At 64.4% G+C, this 753-nt stretch carries 1 protein-coding gene and 1 pseudogene; both read right to left on the reverse strand.

All coding sequences use genetic code 11. The features are described 5' to 3' along the window. Window positions 1–503: ATP-binding protein (locus tag MLC59_RS19825; protein WP_248237328.1), on the reverse strand; the 503-nt coding region annotated here is incomplete at its 3' end. A 14-nt stretch (window positions 504–517) separates the two neighbouring features. Beyond that, a pseudogene (locus MLC59_RS19830) lies at window positions 518–753 on the reverse strand (IS21 family transposase); the annotation flags it as partial.

The following is a 753-nucleotide window of genomic DNA, read 5'->3' on the forward strand; positions in this document are numbered from 1 at the left end:
TCGTCCAGGATCAGCAGGTCGGTTTTCAGCAACTGGTTCATCAGCCGGGCGTAGCTGCCGTCGCCGTGGGCAATGCGCACCTGCTCGAACAGGCGCGGCACTCGCAGGTAACGCACCGAGAGGCCCTGTCGGCAGGCCTGGTTACCCAGGGCACACGCCAGCCAGGTCTTGCCGCAACCGGTCGGGCCGGTGATGCACAGGTTCAGGGACTGGCGGATCCAGTCACAGCTGGCCAGGCCCGCCATGCGGGAGCGCTCCAGCCCTCGCGGGTGGCGGTAGTCGATGTCTTCAATACAGGCCGGCACGCGCAGACGGGCGGCCCTGAGCAGTCGCTCCAGTCGCCGGTTTTCGCGGTGCAGCAGTTCGCGATCCACCAGCAGGGCCAGGCGTTCCTCGAACGCCAGATCGTGGGTTTCGGGCTGAGCCCGTTGTTGTTCCAGAGCATCGCACATGCCCGTCAGTTTGAGTTGGCGCAGGGTGTCGAGTGTGTTTTGAGTCAGCATCGGTTTCTCCGGGATCAGTGGTAGTAGTGGGGGCCACGAACGTTGGTGTGAGCAGGCAGATCGGTCAGTTCCGGTTCCTCCTCGGCCAGTGGCAGGGGGAGCTGATCCAGCCCCTGTTTCAGGATCGAGGTGATGCTCTGGTAACTCGCCGAGTTGATGGACAGGGCCCGGGTACAGGCCTGTTCCAGGCGATCACGGCTGTAGCGCCGACTCAGATTCAACAGGCCCAGGCAGGCGCGGTAGCCGTGCT

The sequence above is a fragment of the Marinobacter bryozoorum genome, from assembly GCF_023156245.1.
Taxonomy (GTDB): Bacteria; Pseudomonadota; Gammaproteobacteria; order Pseudomonadales; family Oleiphilaceae; genus Marinobacter; species Marinobacter bryozoorum.